Raw genomic sequence first — 17,063 nt, forward strand, 5'->3', positions numbered from 1 at the left:
TTCATCACCTGCTTTTCTATTTACTTAATCCATTGTAGCAGAACAAAATCGACTTTGTCGATATTTATTCTTCGCTGGGTGAAACAACTAAGCGAACAACACAATTTAACCAGCTAAATTGGTTGCCTGCTTATAGGGGAACCCTAGGTTCCCTTCGACGGCTGCAATGCAGCCTGAGCACCCTCCTTAATACGATAGAGGGGAATCCCCTCTGTACTCCCCAATGTATAGGAAATTAAAGACCATAGTTTCCTATACATAAAAAAAGTCATTTGGGATGTCAATAGCCCCTATGATACATGACAGGGGCTATTCAAGACAGTTCCTATGGTTATTTTCTATTACATACTACAAAGCGTTTATCAATAGTTTTTCTCCTTGATAATCTACATTGACGGTTTGGCCATTTCGAATCGTTCCCTGTAGCAATTCTTCTGACAGCGGATCTTCTACAATTTTTTGAATCGCTCTTTTCAGTGGTCGCGCTCCATATTGAGGATCAAATCCCTGATCAACAATATGATTCTTAGTGGCTTCAGTCACTTCAATATTGATATTCAATGCCTTTAATCTCTTTTTTAAATCCCCTATCATGAGATCCACGATTTGATGGATATGCTCCCGCTCTAGGCCATGGAATACAATGCTATCATCAATTCTATTTAAGAATTCCGGTCTAAATGTTTTCCTTAATTCATCCATTACATTCTCTTTCATCTTTTCATACTCATTTTTCGCCTGGTCTTCAACCGTTGCAGAGAAACCTAATATCCTCTGTTTCTTTATGGTGTGTGCACCTACATTGGAGGTCATGATGATGACTGTGTTTTTAAAGTTTATCATTCTTCCCTGGGCATCAGTCAAGCGACCATCATCTAGAATTTGAAGTAATACATTAAAAACATCAGGGTGAGCCTTTTCTATTTCATCAAACAGCACAACAGAATAAGGCTTTCTACGTACTTTCTCTGTTAATTGCCCACCTTCATTAAACCCAACATATCCTGGTGGCGAACCTATTAATCGAGAAACCGTATGTTTTTCCATATATTCAGACATGTCAATGCGTATCATTGCATCTTCATCGCCAAACATCACTTCTGCTAATGCCCTTGAAAGCTCTGTTTTTCCCACTCCTGTAGGTCCTAAGAAAATAAAGGAACCGATTGGCCTCTTGGGATCCTTTAATCCAACTCTAGCCCTTCGTATGGCCTGGGATATGGATTTGACAGCAGGCTCCTGTCCAATGACTCGGTGGTGTAATGCTTCCTCTAGTTTCAACAGTCTTTGAGATTCCTCTTCCTGTAACTTCATTACAGGAACGCCGGTCCAGCTTGAAACAATTTGCGCAATTTCCTCTGCTCCAACAATTCCATTGCGGTTTTCCTTAGAACTTTTCCATTTTCTTTGAGCTGAATCTAGATCTTCCCTGGATTTCTTTTCTTCATCTCTAATTTTTGCCGCCCTTTCAAAGTCCTGTATGCTAATTGCTTCTTCCTTCTCTTTGGCTAATTTTTCAATGTTATCTTCTAGGGTCCTCAAATTAGGTGGTGCTGTGACAGTTTCAATTCTAATCTTAGAAGCAGCTTCATCAATTAAATCAATGGCTTTATCAGGTAAATAACGATCCATAATATATCTATCCGACAGTTCCGCTGCAGCTTCTAATGCTTCATCTGTAATCTTAACTCTGTGATGAGCTTCATAGCGGTCCCTTAGTCCCGCTAAAATTTTGATTGTATCTTCGACCGTAGGCTCTTCTACAGTAATCGGTTGAAATCTCCTCTCTAAAGCTGCATCCTTTTCAAAGTGCTTTCTAAATTCATCTAATGTAGTGGCTCCAATCACTTGCAATTCTCCTCTTGCTAAGGCTGGTTTCAATATATTAGCAGCATCCATGGCACCTTCCGCTGCACCTGCTCCTATAATGGTATGAATTTCGTCAATAAAGAGGATGACATCAGTTGAATCCCTTAATTCTGTCATGATTTTTTTCATTCGTTCTTCGAATTCTCCTCGGTATTTAGTCCCCGCAATCATCGAAGCCACATCTAAGTTAACCACTCTTTTCCCCGTTAGCATTTCAGGTACATTGCCTTCTTCAATTTTCTGTGCCAATCCCTCTGCAATAGCTGTTTTTCCTACCCCTGGCTCCCCAATGAGACACGGATTGTTTTTTGTTCTACGACTTAATACTTGAATCACTCTGTCAATTTCTATTCTTCTTCCGATGATTGGGTCTAATTTTCCTTCACGGCTCATTTCGTTTAAGTCTCTGCCATATTGATCCAGTGCTGGTGTATTTCCCTTGGGACTAGTCTTTGGTTTAGCCGTGTTCGGGTGACTTCCAGCACTATTAATAATTTTTATGACTTCCTCTCGGGCTTTTTTTAGATCAACTCCTAATTCAATCAATACTTTTGCCGCTATCCCTTCTCCCTCTCGAATCAAACCTAATAATAAGTGTTCGGTTCCAATATAGCTTTGATTTAAGCTTCGGGTTTCAGCAAAACTCAATTCAAAAACACGTTTTGTTCTTGGTGTAAATCCTAACAGTTCTCCACTATTTTCTCCGGTTCCCACATAGGAAACAACTTTTTTCTTTAACTGATCGCTTGCTACCCCCAAATTTTTCAATGCCTGAAAGGCAACACCTTCCCCTTCATCTATCAGTCCTAAAAGCAAGTGCTCGGTTCCTACATAATTATGTCCTAATGCTTGAGCTGCCTGCTGCGATAATACAATTACTTTTTGTGCTCTTTCCGTAAATTTACCAAACATAGCCATATCTCATTCCTCCTAAGCTAGTGATTCTCTCGTTATTTGTGCTCGTTTAATATCTCTTGCCTCTTCTGTTAAGGACTCCTGAAAGTGTTTCTGTAAATATCCAGGTTGAATCATCATCATTAGTTGATTCAATTGCTCTAGTTTAATATCCTCTACTAATTTCAAATTAATGCCTAGCTTTACGTCTGAAATCAATTGCATTGCTTCACTTGAAGATAAAATTCGAGCATTTTTCATAATTCCCAAAGATCGAAACACCCTATCCTCTACTGCTACTTTGTTACCTGATAAAAGATTCTCTCTTGTCATACGTTCTTTGTGAATAATTTGCATGACGACATCCTTTAGGTGTTGAACTATTTCCTCTTCCGTTCTTCCCAATGTAACCTGATTAGAAATCTGGTATAGATTACCTGCAAATTCACTTCCCTCTCCATAAATTCCTCGAATTGCTAAACCAATTTGACTTGCAGCCTGTAATACCCTTTGGATAGATCTAGATAATGTTAGTGCTGGTAAATGCATCATAACCGAAGCTCGAATTCCCGTTCCTAAATTTGTAGGACAAGAGGTCAAATATCCTAAGTCTTCATTAAAAGCAAATTCAATTTTTTCCTCTAATAAATTATCAATTTCATCTCCTAGCTCCCAAAGAGTTTCTAATTGTAACCCTGGCAATAGGCACTGAATTCGAATATGATCCTCTTCATTCATCATAATGCTAATGGTTTCCTCCTGATTGATAAAAACACTTCCCCCTTGAAAGCTTCGGGCTAAATGAGGACTAATTAAATGCTTTTCTACATAATTCAATCTTTCTACTTGATCCATATCGTTCATTTTCAACAACATCAATTGATTCTTTAAAGTATGGTCTCCTTCCATTAGAGCTTTATACACTTGCTGGTTTACACTATCAGCACCATCTTCTGATAAACGATGAGGAAAGGGAATGCCTTTAATATTTCGAGCAATTCTAATCCTACTACTGACAACAATATCCGACTCTGGACCCGTATCCTTTATCCACTTTGTCATCTTAACCCCTCCTAGCTCCCTTGGATTTGCTCTTCTACACCCCGTATTTGATCTCTTATTTCAGCTGCACTTTCGAATGCCTCAGTTTCTATTGCTTCCCTGAGTTGCCCCTTCAGTTGTCTTAATTGTTTTTTAAGACGAATGACTCCACCGGCCCTTTTAGGTACCTTTCCCACGTGGTGAATATTTCCATGTATTTTTTTTAGCAATGGAATAAGCTGCTCATTAAATTCTTCATAACAATGATCACACCCTAAACGTCCGTTTTCTTTAAAGTGATGATATGTATTACCACATTGCTCACAGCGTATATTCTCAACATACTTCACTTGAAATTGTGAGTCTAAACCCGTGTCCAATAGTCCACCTAAAAAGTTATGAATTGAAAAAGGATGCTCTACGTTTAAGGCTTCATTATTTTGTGCACACTGTTGGCATAAATAAACTTCTTCTTTTTTTCCATTAGTCATCTTTCTCATATGAATAGTTGCATTTTTAGCTTGACAGCGTTGACAAATCATAGGTGTTCCACCTTCTCCCCTTAAATAATAATGATATCCTGACTTTATTATAAATATTTATGCGATTATAATCAAACCTGGCTTATTACAATAATTCCTCAATCCGACTTAAAATAAACAGTTTTTGAAAATTAAATTCCTCTCGCTGTATCTTTCAAGTATTTTGGTCTCATTTTATAGTATACTTACCCCTAATTCCTTGATTCAAATAAAAAAGGCAAACAACCTGGATAAAATCTAAAAGCATGTGCCCCAGAAGGCACATGCTTAAGTTAATTTATTCTCTATCCGCCTGGGCAGCTTCCACTACTTTTTCTGCGATGCTTTGTGGTACTTCTTCATATCTTGAGAACTCCATTTGGAAGGATCCTCTAGCCTGTGTCATAGACCGTAAGTCAGTGGCATATTTAAACATCTCTGATTGAGGAACTTCTGCAATAACTAGTTGAGCTCCCTTAGGCTGTGGCTCCATCCCTAAAATTCTACCTCTTCGTTTGTTGAGATCTCCCATGATATCTCCCATGTATTCCTCTGGTACAAATACATTCACCTTTACTACAGGCTCTAGCAGCACTGGCTTTGCTTCTTCTACACCCTTCTTAAAGGCAAGGGATGCTGCAATTTTAAAGGCCATTTCCGAGGAATCTACATCGTGATAAGAGCCATCATATAATGTCGCTTTGATATTTGTGACAGGATATCCTGCCAATACTCCTGTCACTAAACAATCTCTCAATCCCTTCTCTACAGCTGGGATATATGATCTTGGTACAGAACCCCCAACAACCTCCTCAGCAAATTCGAACTCTCCAGCAGCAGGTTCAAATCGAATTCTCACATCACCGTATTGTCCGTGACCTCCGGATTGCTTTTTATGCTTTCCTTGTGCATCAGAACGCCCTTTAATGGTTTCACGATAAGGCACCTTAGGATCGATTAATCTTACATCTACACCAAATTTATTTTTCAATTTATTAATAATCACCTTAATATGTAGTTCTCCATGACCACAAATTAATGTTTGTCTTGTCTCTGCATTTCTTTCAAATGTGAAGGATGGATCTTCTTCCGATAATCGCTGGAGCCCAGAACCAATCTTTTCTTCGTCTCCCTTTGCCTTGGGTTCAATGGCTAAGTATAATTGAGGCTTATCGAACTCAATATTACTATACAAAATCGGATCCGAGATATTACATAGGGTATCTCCTGTGTTGGTATGTTGGAGCTTTGCAACAGCCACGATATCTCCTGCCCATGCTTCCGTAACATCAATTTGATTTTTCCCTCTCAGTAAAAATAAAGGTCCTATCTTTTCTTTTTCCTCTTTATTGGCATTTAATACTTCACTGTCTCCTGTTAGCTTCCCTGAAATCACCTTCATCAAAGAAATTTTACCTACATAAGCATCAACAACTGTTTTATATACCTGGGCTGAAAAAGGCTGGTCTACTTCTAAGCTTCTTGATACTACTTCGTCATTATATGGATTTTTCCCTTGCTTTGCAGGCATATCTAATGGCGAAGGTGAGTAATCTCTTATCATATCCATTAGGGTGTGGGTCCCGATATTTTTCAATGTAGAACCACACAAGACTGGAATGATGTCTCCACTGATGACGCCTTTTCTCAAGCTTTTTTGAATCTCTTCTTCTGTGAATGTCTCACCTGCAAAGTATTTTTCTAATAATGCCTCATCACTTTCCGCTACGGACTCAAGTAGCAATTCTCTGAAGACGTCGACTTGCTCCTTGAGTTCCTCAGGTATAGGTCTTTCTTTGCAGTCTTTTCCATTGTATTCCCTCGCAACCAGCTTGGCTATATTAACATTTCCAATAAAGTTTTCATGCTCCCCTAATGGAATTTGGAAGGGAGCTATCTTCTTACCGAACTTTTCTCTAAGTTCAGTGAGCACCTTATCAAAGTTGGCATTTTCTCGATCCATTTTATTAACAAAAATAAAGGTTGGTTTTTTACTATCAGAAATATACTCCCATGATTTTTCTGTGCCCACTTCAATTCCACTTGTGGCATCTAATACAATAATAGCGCCACCGGCCACCTTCATAGCACTTTGTACTTCACCTACAAAGTCAAAATATCCAGGAGTGTCCAAGAAATTAAGTTTATATCCTTCCCATTCAATGGGTACAATTGTGGTTCCAACTGAAACCCCTCTTGCAATTTCTTCTTTATCAAAATCAGATATGGTATTCCCGTCTTCTACTCTGCCCATTCGATTCGTTAGTTTTGCTGAATATGCAATCGCCTCTGTTAAAGTGGTCTTTCCACACCCACCATGTCCTAACAAGGCAATGTTCCTAATATTGGCGGCTTGATAACTTTTCATCGCATTTCCCCCTCAGTTTAGAAGTAGTTTGAATTTTTAGACTTACTGTAACATTCTATAAACTTTAACAAATTCCTTTTACCGATTCAATAAATCTACACTTTATTTTTATAATCTCTTTTGTATTATTGCCTAAAATTTACAATAAACTTCCATATAGTTTAATAATATATACTTTTTTCATTTTCCTTTTATGTTATAATAGGTTGTAATATTTCAAATTTTTTAACAAACATTGAGGAGGAACAATATGTCTATCACATTTCGACCACAAATTAAAGATTTAGCTGCTTATAAACCCGGAAAACCCATAGAAGATGTTAAAAAGGAATATGGATTAACCAAGGTGATCAAACTTGCCTCTAATGAGAATCCCCTTGGATGTTCCCCAAAGGTTAAGGAAGCCATTACAAATCAATTTGATCAACTTAGTTTGTATCCCGACGGTAATGCAACTAGTTTAAAAGAAGCCATCGCGTCTAAATTTGCTATTAAGGCAACCCAAGTGCTTCCTAGTAGTGGTTCCGACGAAATGGTTGATCAAGTAGCCAAAACTTTTATTCAAGAGGGCGACGAAGTTATCTTAGCTGATGTCACTTTTCCACGCTATCTTTCTACTACAAAAATGATGGGTGGAATCCCCGTTGTTGTTCCACTTAAAGATTTCTCATATGATTTAGAAGGTATGTCCAAAGCCATTACAGATAAAACCCGTTTAATCTGGCTTTGCAACCCAAATAATCCTACCGGTACAATGTTTACTGAAAAAACACTCATTGACTTTTTAGAACAAGTACCTGCGAATATTATTGTCATTTATGATGAGGCCTATCGAGAATTTGTAACTCGGGATGATTATCCTATGGATAGTACCTATCTACTAGAAAAATATCCAAATGTAATCATTATGCGAACATTCTCTAAAGCTTATGGTTTAGCTGCCCTTCGTGTAGGATATACCTTAGCTTCCGAAGAAATTTTAAATGAAATCAATAAAATCAGAGGACCATTCAATGTTAATACTTTAGCTCAGGTAGCTGCTATTTCAGCTTTAGAAGACGAAGCTTTTCTTCAAGAGAGCTACCAGGTTAATGTAGATGGCAAAAACTATCTTTATGATACTTTTAAAGAAATGGGTATTGAATATGCCCCATCTGAAACAAACCATGTTTTCTTCAATACAAAAAAGGATGCCAACGAAGTCTTCATAGCACTTCAAAGAAGAGGCGTGATCATTCGTCCAATCTATGGTAGCTATGCCCGTGTTTCAATCGGCACAATGGAAGAAAACAAAATATTTATCCAGCATTTAAAGGAAGTATTATAGTATAAAGAAAAGATCAACAAAATATAGACTGTTCAAAAATCGCAAAGCCCCTTTCTCTAAAGAGAAAGGGGCTTTGCTTTGTACGTTATTAGCCGTCATTGCATAGGATAGAGTGAGATAATATCAAATTAAACTTACTAAATTAATCAAGGAGGTTTATCCTATGCATGACATGATGCTTCAACCTAAAATGGCTCGAGCCTATATTCAAGGAGGCCCGCTGGCTCCGCAAATCAGAGGGGTGGTGTACTTAATAGATGTACCTGCTGGAACTGAGGTTTCAGTGGAAGTATCTGGGCTCCCCCCTTTTCAACCAGCGACAAATGATAAGGACCCTATTGGTCCACATGGATTCCATCTTCATGAATTTGGTACCTGTGAGGTGAGTGATCCAGAAGATCCCTTCCAAGCTGCTGGCCAGCATTGGAACCCGAGAAACGAACCCCATGGAAATCATGCCGGTGACTTTCCAGTTTTATTTTCTAATAATGGTAAAGCACGCATGACCTTTTTTACAAATAAATTTAAAGTATACGAAGCCATTGGAACAGCTGTTATCATCCATGAAAATCCTGATGATTACCGCTCTCAGCCTACGGGTGATGCTGGACGGCGTCTAGCTTGTGGTGTGATCCATTGGATGTAACCTTCTCTACGCTTTAAATATTAATAAATGTAAGATCCCTCTAAAAATAATGCCTAAAAAAGCCCCTTTAATAGCTGGTTTCGTCACGGAACCGACTCTTGATCCAGCCGATGCAAGCAATGCCACTCCTACAGGATCCAGTGGATTTAAAATGAATCCTGCAATTCGATTCAATTCAAGGGCATTTATGGCTCCCTCTTGAACTAGCTCTAAAGTGATGGCCATCATAGCCGTTCCTCCTGCCAAATATTTCGTTGCTACTGGCAGAACAGCCACTCCTGGGATTCCTATTCTTGTCAAGGCAGGAGATAGCACTGTTTCAAGAAGATTAATTGCACCTACTTCACGTAGAATGTTAACCATAAATATTGATAGTATCAATGGTGGAATGGACTTAATTGCAATATTAAGTCCTTCTTCTCCTCCTTTAAATAGTAGTTGAATCACACTGGCTTTTTTTGTTTGATCACCTTGGCTTTTCAGCTTATAACTAGCTGCTTCCGCTATATGTTCTTGTCCTTCCTTTAATACCGATCGATAAGCTATATATGCCGCCAGTAATCCCCCTATTACAGAAGTTGTCATTAAAATAGGTATATTCAGTCCTGCCACAGCCATGGGAAAGGCTGCATTTCCTTGAGACATTGTGAAAACAGCAGCCAAGGTTGCTGCAATCCCAGCTTTACTGATCCTGTCATCTGCGCTCATAATTTTTAAGGTCGCAATAGGCGCTGCAAAGCTCACAAGCAAAATTTGTAAAATTGCAAATACCCCTAATCCTGGTATTCCAAAAAATAGCAAAAGTGGTGCAATGCGTATTGCCACTTTGTTTAGTACACCACGTTCTTCTAGCAATCGCATTAATGCCATCATCACAACTAAAACAGGCAACAACACATATAAAGCTAAATGGACCCCCGATTCTCCTGACCTCATAATCAAATCAATAAAATGTTGCATAAATGTAATCTCCCTTCCGTCTTCTCAAAATAAGTAAAATCTAAACCTAGTCAATAATAGTCTTATTTTATAATAAATTATCGTAATAAGGAAGTTAAATCCTTACGTTTCAGGATTCAAAAAATTCCCACCTGCTTGACTAGGTTATTGGGGTATGTTAATATAATGACTTATTTTAATTTAAATATGTAATGAAGACCTTCTTTCCACGGGGTCATCAGTACGTCACCATTTTGACGACTAATCACGAAGTAAACTAATATTCGAATCTAGGAGGAATCACATTATGCCAAAATCAATTAAGTATGTCAGCACCTATATGTTTAAATGGCTTACCATTGCCACCTTAGTTGGTATCGGTGGTGGATTATCAGCGGTTCTTCTACGCATGGCCATTGACTACGTCACTCAATTGAGTACTTATGTACCGATTTGGCTAGCACCAGTTATTGGTGGTATTTTAGTGGTCCTTGTTTATCTATGGGATACCACAGCATCAGGATTCGGAACCGATCGTTATATGTGTGCTGTTAATGAAGAAAAGGGCTATTTAAAATTCAGGTCCTCCATTAGCAAGCTTATCGCTTCCGCTTTGACCATTGGCTTTCAAGGAAGTGGTGGGGTGGAGGGTCCCATGCTTATTATCGGTGGTAGCGCAGGAAGTACACTCTCTCGTATTCCCATTCTAAATAGATTTTTAGATAAGGATGACTATCGAATCTTGACAATCTGTGGTGCTGCTGGAGCCATTGGCGCAATTTTCCGTTCACCTCTAGGGGGCGGCATCTTTGTAGTAGAGCTGTTATACCGCTCTTCCCTACACTACTTCGAATTATTTCCAGCCATCCTATCCTCTACCATGGGCTTTGTTGTATTTAGTATGTTAGCCAATGGAAATCCTATATTTATGATTCCTGATTACCTTCCTAATGTCTTCAATGTTCCTACCTTTATTCTAGCAGGTGTACTAGGAGGAATCATGTCCTTAATTTTTATGGCTGTATTCAGTAAAACAAAAGCTACCTTCGACCAAATGTCCTTTAAAAGATTTCATCCCATTGCTGGTGGTCTTTTAACTGGCGTCATTCTTATTTATCTGCCTCGGGTAGGGGGTGCGGGAACAAGCATGATCCAAGAAATGATTGATTCTCCACAATCCTATCACTTGCTACTCTTATTGTTCGTGGGAAAAATGCTAGCCACATCCTTTACAGTCGGCTCTGGTGGGAGTGCTGGCTTAGTGATCCCTGCCCTCTTTATCGGTGCCATCGCTGGCAGTATTTCTAATAATCTACTTTCCGTGGTTGACCCAGGTTTGTCTGCTTCTCTGGTCATCTCAGGAATGGCAGCCAGTTTAGCAAGCATTGCTAATGTTCCAATAGCTGCTGCAATTATGCTTGTTGAAATGGTAGGTCTCCGCTTAGGTGTCCCCGCTACCCTTGGTAGCATCATGGGCTATGCCATCGGCCATAGTCGTACAATATATGGTACAACCTGCTCCTATCAAGATGACTTTGAAGAAGCAAAAAAATTCAGAAAATCAGATCGTAAATTGGATGGACACTAAACACATATCATAACTCGTTAAAATAAGCAATCCCCTATACCATAGGGAATTGCTTATTTTTATCTATCATTATACGATTATTTACATTCTTCTTTACAAACAAAAGAATGACTTTGTCTTTACCTTATTGGACAAATCCCAGCATCACAGCCATCATTGCCTATATCATATTCTACTTGCTTTGTTTCATACTTACTAATTAGAGAAGGAACAAATGGCTTCATTTCCTTTACTCTCTGTTCATATTCTGCTTGATCAATGGATTCATATGGCAATAATTGATAAAAGTTATCATCTAAAGAGAGGAATGAAAGGGCTACTACATCATCCCAGTTCTCCCATACCCATTCTTCTACAGCAGTCCATTCATGCCCTCTCACATGAATAGTAATAGAACAATTATGATCTACATAATGCTCCATGAAGCGTTTATAATTTTCTAATTGCTCAATAGCCGAAATATCATCTTTAGTCTTTCCTTCAGGAGATTTAACAGGAAATTCAACCACTTTGGTATGACAGGTTTCCCACTCTTGTCCTATTTCTGGAAAAACAGGATATTCTAATTCTTCGCATACCTTCACCAATGGATCATCTGCACTGATTCTAATTCTTCTAATGTAGTAAGGCGAATGGGAATAGTGAACACCACTGGAAACCGCTGGTAGTTGACTCAATGTTCCCTCTGGCTTAACAGTTGTCACAAGCAATGGCACATTTTGTCCAATTTCCTTGGCATATCCCTCTACTTCTTCATGAGCCACTTCTCTTAATTGTCTTAACAGACTGTCTTGTTCCTCAGGATTCATCCCTGTGGCATTGACCATGTCCTGCCATCCCGTCAAAGAACAGCCAACAAGCTTGTCACGCTGTTGTACTGCATCCCATGCGGGTAACTCTAACTCTACACAGGTCATTCGATAGCCAGCCCGTACAGACAATCTCTGGGCTTTCAACACCCCGTCTACATCCATTTTCCCTTCCTTGCTTACAAAACTATATACATTAATCGTTGTTAGGTTACACAGTCCTTGAGAATCTAAAAGAATCTCTCCGCAAGGATTAACGCCATTCATATTAGGTCTTCGTTTGGCAGCTGCTTCCGCGTTGACCCATCCTGGTTCCCCTGAATAACGCATTTTTTCAATTTGCCAATGCAGACGCTCTCTTGTGGGTTTTTCAGTATAGTAAATTGAGTTATTACTCATCTGTCTATGTATAATATTCTGATCAACAATCCACTGCCCATCAATTTGCTTATACAGATGTGACTTTGCTTCAATACAATCCTGATCCGTAGGATCTACCAGCATCATTTCAGCAGTACGTCTCACCCCACCCACCACAACATTTTCTCCTATGATATTGGCAATATCTAAACAATCAATTGATTGAAGCTTTACTCGTTTAGTCCCATTGACCTTTTTCAAATTCTGAATAACCTTATTAATTTTATAAAACATATTTTTCAGACTAGAATGACCACTTGCAGTTCCTCCGAAGGTTTTTAATCTCTCACCCTTTGGTCGAACATGATCGTAGCTTACGATAATGGTTTTAATGTTTCTATATTCATTACTATAGATAAGTTTAAAGAAGAAGTCTAATGATTGAATCCATCCTTCCTTGCTATCTCCCACAGTGATTTTAACTGTATTATTATGTAAAAATTGAAGGCTTGTATTATCTTCTCTTTCGTTTTTTGTTACAGGAGTATAGTCCTTATGAATTAAATCATAATCCATTCGCACCTTTGGTAGCTTGGATACATCTTCTTTTAAAACCCTAGCCCCCACCCCTGAACCAATCATTAAGAGGTAAAATAGTTCTTTAAATGCGTCAAAACTATCAAGCACAATAAAGGAACAATTATAGTTGGACATCGGATAATGCTTTGCCACTGCTGTCTCTCCAACCCAAAATGTTCTTCCTGACAAGAATTGCTTTAAGTTATAGACATTATCAAAGAGCCGCTCTGCTTCCTTCTTTCTAGTGGGAATTAAACTGCAGTTATATTCTACAGCTCTTCTAACGGTCTCCCACCAATATTCTCTTCTATTTTCCTCATCCACCCATCTAGAATATGTACGGTAGTAAACAAAATCGCCTAGCTGTTTCATTGGAGAAGGACGATGTTTGTATCTACTTATAAAGTCATCACTGAGTAGCTGTTCCCTTACTTTTTTAACCTTGTTTCTAGATTGACTCCTTTTATTTCTATAAATAATATATCTTTTGGCAACATCTTTACGATTACTATCCATCAGTAAATTTTCTACAATATCCTGTATATCCTCAACATGAATAGATGTCAGACTTTTGTCGATTTCTAACTCGATGGTCTTTGCGATTTCCCTACTTAAATTCTGATCTATTCCACTTGTGGTTTCTGCCATTGCTTTTTCGATGGCATGAATTATTTTTTCGGAATCAAAGAAAACTGCTCTTCCATCCCGCTTCATTACTTGCACCATATAATCCCATCCTCTAGCTATATTTTGTGTTATTTATATTTTGTAGCACAACATATTGTACCATCTGTCTATATTCGTGTCAAAAGCCTTTCTCAGAAGTGATGGGATTTTACAGCCAATTTTTGAACGCTACATACCCCTATATCTTTCAATCTTCGTTTTTTGGATAAATTTAAAAACATCATTAGGAAATTATTCCCAATGATACTTTGTCTGTTATTAATTAAGTAAGGCATCCCATGTGTAGTTATTTCCTGCATTCCAAAGAACCCATTCATCTATACCCGCATCCTTATTAGCTTTAATTTGAGCTCTAACTTCAGCTTCTCCATAACGCTTATAATAGCCCTGTCCTAAGTAACTGGCAGTAAAATCTTGTAGCCATGGTCTTAAAATTGCTTTTTTCTCATCGGTTTCTAATGCTTCAATCCGTTCTCGTCCAGCCTTCATCCCTGTGTACACAATGGTATAAGGCTCAAGGTCTGGCTTAGCCACTCCATATACCCCCACTCCATAATGTGATGGGTATACCATGGGTAGTAATACATCTGTAGCCGTCGCTAATGTCTCTAGATGCTGCCCTAGTCTCATATCATCTTCCACCGTTGTAACCAGTCCAAATATATCTGCAGAAATGATCACACCATGGTCTCGCAGTTCTTCTCTTGCATAAGATAAAAATGCTGCAATGGCCTCTGCCATTGTCTCTTTTTCTCCTGCTTCTCCATAATCAATAATGGCACGATTCCCATCAGTGGGAAAGCGTATATAGTCAAATTGTATATCCTTAAATCCTTTTTCTGCTGCTTCCTTAGCAATATCAACTAAATAATCCCATGTTTCTCTATTGTAAGGGTTAAGCCAAGCGTCACCCTTACGATCTCTCCAAACTTCTCCTGTATTGGTTTTAATAGCCCAATCTGGTCTAGCAGTGGCTGCTTGCTTGTCCTTAAATGCGACAATTCGAGCAATCGGATAAATATCATTTTCTCTTAGTACTTCCATTTTACTGTGAAAATCCCTTACTTTAATCATTCGATCTGCCCCAAATTCGTTTACCAATTTCACATTTGAAGGATACGTCAATGTACCATGATCATCTTTGACATCTACGACCCATGAATTGACAACAGATTTGTTTGTCATTGCTACGACATTTTCAAACCTACTGGTTAGACCCAAGCTATGTCCTGTCATAAAAATACCCTTAACAACTTCAGAAACCTGATACGGCTCCCAGCTCACATCCGGCTGATTCCACTGGTCCTCATCGCTAAATGTGACTTGCTTAAGGTCTATATCTTTTCTTAAGCTTGCTTCACCGAAAACAGGTTTCGGTGTTTCGTTGTTACTAAAGGCGAGTATTAACATTACAATTGCGATTAGTGCTACTATAATCATGATGACTATATTCTTGGACTGCTTCATACACTCTCCCCCTAACGCTTTGTTCTTTACATTATATCATAGGATTTTACATATCTCATCAGTTTTCGCGCTTTTCCATTTTAAACCATTCTGCGCCGTAAAATTGCGCAAAAAAATAGGGCTTACACCCTATTTTACATCAATGATATTGAGAATTTCTTTGATTGTATCCCTTATATATTCGCCTTTGCGGTACTTTCGTTTTCCGACAATTACCTCTACTTGATTTCCCCTAGCAGCAATATCTTTTAAAGTTTTAGGCATTTCAATAAAGAAACCCAACTCCTGATACATCTCATTCATAACAATAAAGGTTGGAATTTTAGGTTTGCCTCCTAGTTTATAGTTTTCCATTACCTCTTCGTTTCCTTCTCTAGGGAGAATTGTCATTTGAATCTCTTCATTTATGGCCTTCATTTTTTGTAATGCTGGTACATTGATCATACAGTCTGGACACCATATTTCAGCAAAGGCTAAAATTTTAATAGGCGTTTGGATTTGCCGTATCCTTTGAATCAATTCTTCTTCTAGAACAATGTTTTCATATAGTTCTAATGTCTTTTCCCTATTTGTATCTTCATCTAACTCGATAAATTTTTCAAATGAAATTCCTTTTTCAAAGAGTTGTTTAAAATCCATTTTTATCCCCCCTATGACTATTCCATATTAACTTTCATTATATCACTAATCATCAGGAAATTTAAGTGAGTTTATGATAATTTGCCCATCTTTTATATTCCTTATTATGGAATGAGCCCATATTTCCTATCACATTCTATCATATTAATGGGGTTGTCCTAATATGTCTTCTTTATTATAATTTTGTCTTAGAGGTATACGTCCTGCCCCCTAAGCGTTAACATAAGTATGATTTTACACACTTTTTAAATTAGCTACTGTAGTCATAAAATCCTTTGCCAGACTTTCTACCGAGCAAGCCCCCTCGAACCATCTTTCTTAAGAGTGGGTGTGGCCTATATTTTGAATCACTAAATTCTTCATACAGTACTTCCATAATAGCTAAACAAACGTCATTTCCAATTAAGTCTGCTAATGCCAATGGACCTATGGGATGGTTAGCACCTAATTTCATAGCCTCATCAATGTCTTCTGCCGTTGCAACACCCTCTGAAAGTATACCTATTGATTCATTAATCATTGGAATTAATATACGGTTGACTACGAATCCCGGTGCTTCATCAACTTCCACTGGTGTTTTGCCTAAATTTCTAGATAAATCAATGACTGTGTCTTTAGTGGTTTGAGAAGTTGCAATTCCCTTAATCACTTCGACTAACTTCATGACTGGTACAGGATTAAAAAAATGCATCCCAATCACTTGATCGGGTCTTTGGGTTACATTAGCAATCTCTGTAATTGATAATGATGATGTGTTTGTAGCTAAAATCGCTTCAAGTTTAGCAATATTATCTATTTCCTGAAATATTTTTTTCTTTAACTCCATACTTTCTACTGCTGCTTCTATTATTATATCTACTTCTTTTAATGAATCGATATCTGTTGTCCCTACAATTTTGTTTAATATCGCTTGTTTTTCTTCTTCATTCATTTTTCCCTTTTTAATGCTTCTGTCTAAATTTTTATTGATAGTTGTCATTCCTCTTTCTATGTTTTTCTCCTGTATATCACGCATGACAACTTCGTATCCTGATTGAGCCAGTACTTGCACTATTCCTGCTCCCATGGTTCCAGCACCTATTACACCTATTTTCATTTTTTTTCCTCCCTCATTATCTTCTCTATCTTCTTAATATTAACACTTTTTCTAAAAAAACTCTATTGTTTGCAAAAAACAAATAATCCTCTACGTTTCCGTAGAGGATTATTTGTATCGCGACGACCTACTCTCCCAGGCAGCTGCCCGCCAAGTACCATCAGCGCTGAAGGGCTTAACTTCTGTGTTCGGGATGGGAACAGGTGTGACCCCTTCGCTATAGTCACGATATA

At 38.2% G+C, this 17,063-nt stretch carries 12 protein-coding genes and 1 rRNA gene; 3 read left to right on the forward strand and 10 right to left on the reverse strand.

The features are described 5' to 3' along the window. Positions 1-348: 348 nt before the first annotated feature. The 4 genes from AMET_RS22540 to fusA form a co-directional block, all read right to left on the reverse strand. On the reverse strand, positions 349-2,787 hold the full coding sequence (locus AMET_RS22540) for an ATP-dependent Clp protease ATP-binding subunit (protein WP_012065475.1): 2,439 nt from the start codon (positions 2,785-2,787) through the stop codon (positions 349-351). Between the two features lie 12 nt (positions 2,788-2,799). After that, entirely contained in the window at positions 2,800-3,825 is a 1,026-nt protein-coding gene (locus AMET_RS22545; protein ID WP_012065476.1) for a protein arginine kinase, read from the reverse strand. A gap of 11 nt (positions 3,826-3,836) precedes the next feature. Continuing rightward, positions 3,837-4,346, reverse strand: a complete 510-nt coding sequence (locus tag AMET_RS22550) for a UvrB/UvrC motif-containing protein (RefSeq protein ID WP_012065477.1) — start codon at positions 4,344-4,346, stop codon at positions 3,837-3,839. A gap of 277 nt (positions 4,347-4,623) precedes the next feature. After that, entirely contained in the window at positions 4,624-6,693 is a 2,070-nt protein-coding gene (gene fusA, locus AMET_RS22555; RefSeq protein WP_012065478.1) for an elongation factor G, read from the reverse strand. 250 nt (positions 6,694-6,943) lie between these two features. Between fusA and hisC the strand changes: the two genes are divergently transcribed. Both hisC and AMET_RS22565 read left to right on the forward strand, forming a co-directional pair. Continuing rightward, positions 6,944-8,020, forward strand: a complete 1,077-nt coding sequence (gene hisC, locus AMET_RS22560) for a histidinol-phosphate transaminase (protein ID WP_012065479.1) — start codon at positions 6,944-6,946, stop codon at positions 8,018-8,020. Between the two features lie 163 nt (positions 8,021-8,183). Further along, positions 8,184-8,666, forward strand: coding sequence for a superoxide dismutase family protein (locus AMET_RS22565; RefSeq protein ID WP_012065480.1), 483 nt, complete (start codon positions 8,184-8,186; stop codon positions 8,664-8,666). 6 nt (positions 8,667-8,672) lie between these two features. On the opposite strand, the gene AMET_RS22570 is transcribed toward AMET_RS22565, so the two are convergent. Beyond that, positions 8,673-9,626: a hypothetical protein gene (locus AMET_RS22570; protein WP_012065481.1), complete on the reverse strand. Its 954-nt coding sequence runs from the start codon at positions 9,624-9,626 to the stop codon at positions 8,673-8,675. A 286-nt stretch (positions 9,627-9,912) separates the two neighbouring features. Here AMET_RS22570 and AMET_RS22575 point away from each other — a divergent pair, with 286 nt between their 5' ends. Continuing rightward, a complete protein-coding gene (locus AMET_RS22575) occupies positions 9,913-11,193 on the forward strand; it encodes a chloride channel protein (protein WP_012065482.1) in 1,281 nt (426 codons plus the stop codon). Positions 11,194-11,312: 119 nt separating this feature from the next. Here AMET_RS22575 and nrdJ read toward each other — a convergent pair whose 3' ends face one another. The 5 genes from nrdJ to rrf form a co-directional block, all read right to left on the reverse strand. Next, positions 11,313-13,667: a ribonucleoside-triphosphate reductase, adenosylcobalamin-dependent gene (gene nrdJ, locus AMET_RS22580; protein ID WP_012065483.1), complete on the reverse strand. Its 2,355-nt coding sequence runs from the start codon at positions 13,665-13,667 to the stop codon at positions 11,313-11,315. Between the two features lie 219 nt (positions 13,668-13,886). Then, on the reverse strand, positions 13,887-15,095 hold the full coding sequence (locus AMET_RS22585) for a putative glycoside hydrolase (protein WP_012065484.1): 1,209 nt from the start codon (positions 15,093-15,095) through the stop codon (positions 13,887-13,889). A gap of 129 nt (positions 15,096-15,224) precedes the next feature. Beyond that, positions 15,225-15,734, reverse strand: coding sequence for a thioredoxin family protein (locus tag AMET_RS22590; RefSeq protein ID WP_012065485.1), 510 nt, complete (start codon positions 15,732-15,734; stop codon positions 15,225-15,227). Between the two features lie 250 nt (positions 15,735-15,984). After that, complete coding sequence (locus AMET_RS22595) at positions 15,985-16,830, reverse strand: 3-hydroxybutyryl-CoA dehydrogenase (protein WP_012065486.1); 846 nt, start codon at positions 16,828-16,830, stop codon at positions 15,985-15,987. Positions 16,831-16,944: 114 nt separating this feature from the next. Next, positions 16,945-17,061: ribosomal RNA gene (gene rrf / locus AMET_RS22600) — 5S ribosomal RNA — on the reverse strand. Positions 17,062-17,063 lie beyond the last annotated feature (2 nt).

Origin of the sequence: Alkaliphilus metalliredigens QYMF (assembly GCF_000016985.1) — a bacterium.
Classification (GTDB): domain Bacteria; phylum Bacillota; class Clostridia; order Peptostreptococcales; family Natronincolaceae; genus Alkaliphilus_A; species Alkaliphilus_A metalliredigens.